Genomic DNA, 1,213 nt, shown 5'->3' on the forward strand with positions numbered 1-1,213 from the left:
CCTCGGCGCTACCGCTGCCGCGCTCGGTGTGGCTGGCTTGCTGGCCTTCGGCCCACGTCACGACGTGGCACCGGCCGCTGTCGAACACAGCACCGGCAAACCGGGCTGCGTCATGTTGTGCGACGAACCCGCTCCGTCCGCCTCGGGCTCTTCCGGCTGCACTCTGTTCTGTTCCGAACCGGAATTGCCTCCGGTCAATGACCGCGGCTGCCAGTTGTTTTGCGAGCTGGAGGACTCCCCGGAGGGCCCGCAATGACTGTGGTGAACATGGTTCCCCTAGCCGCTTCAGCGGTGGGAGCGCTCGCGTTCATGACGTATCTCTTGCCCTGGGGGCGTCGTCCGGCCACGACTACTGCGGAGGGCTTCGCACGGGAACTGGAAGAGGCTCCGGCGGTGTTGCGCCCGGCGGTGCTGTCGTTCGCCTCGCCCGCGCATTCACAGCTGATGTTCGCATTGCTCAAGCTCGGCTCGCCGGAAACGGGATTCCCGAGTGTCGAGTGGTGGGACTACTCGCGTCATGGGCTGACGGTGGACCTGCTGATGGGTGCCGGCCAAACCCTGTCGGACTGGTCGAGTGAGGATGTCCGGTCCCGCATCGCCGATCACGTCGGCGCCGATCAGGTGACCGCAGAGTCTCCGGCTCCGGGCTGGGTGCGGCTCGAACTGCGAGTTCACGACACCCTCGCTGAGGCGGTGGTGACGGATATCGATCAGGGCACGGTGACGGCTGCGGGTGTGGATCTGGAAGCGGTCCCGGCGGGTGTGCGTGAGGACGGTACGCCGTGGCTGCTGCGAATCCTGTACTCGCACATCCTGATCGCCGGTGCAACCGGTTCCGGCAAGGGCTCGGTGCTGTGGTCGATCCTGGCTGGCCTGGGACCCGCGATCAAGGCGGGGTTCGTGGACGTGTGGCTGGCCGATCCGAAAGGTGGTGTCGAGTTCGGCGTGGGCGAAAACAAGCTGTTCGTCGAATTCGCCACCGACGCAACCACCATCCTCGCCCTGCTGCAAAAGGCAGTCCATGAGATGCAGGAACGGCAGGCCCGGATGCGTGCTGCCGGTCTACGCAAGATCGTGCCGACGCAGGACGAACCGCTGATCCTGCTCATCATCGACGAGGCAGCCGCGTTGTCGTCGTATGCCGAGCGGCAGGAACAGGAGACGTTCCGACGCCTGACCGGCCAGTTGCAGTCTCAGGGCCGCGCGGTCGGGG

Annotated in this window: 2 protein-coding genes; both read left to right on the top strand. The window is 66.0% G+C overall.

All coding sequences use genetic code 11. The annotated features are described in order from the left end of the window. A partial coding sequence (locus ACGF5C_RS34820; protein ID WP_393308679.1) for a hypothetical protein occupies nt 1–256 on the top strand: 256 nt, incomplete at its 5' end. A 53-nt stretch (nt 257–309) separates the two neighbouring features. Further along, nucleotides 310–1,213: FtsK/SpoIIIE domain-containing protein (locus tag ACGF5C_RS34825; RefSeq protein WP_393308681.1), on the top strand; the 904-nt coding region annotated here is incomplete at its 3' end.

The organism is Micromonospora sp. NPDC047620 (assembly GCF_043205005.1).
Taxonomy (GTDB): domain Bacteria; phylum Actinomycetota; class Actinomycetes; order Mycobacteriales; family Micromonosporaceae; genus Micromonospora.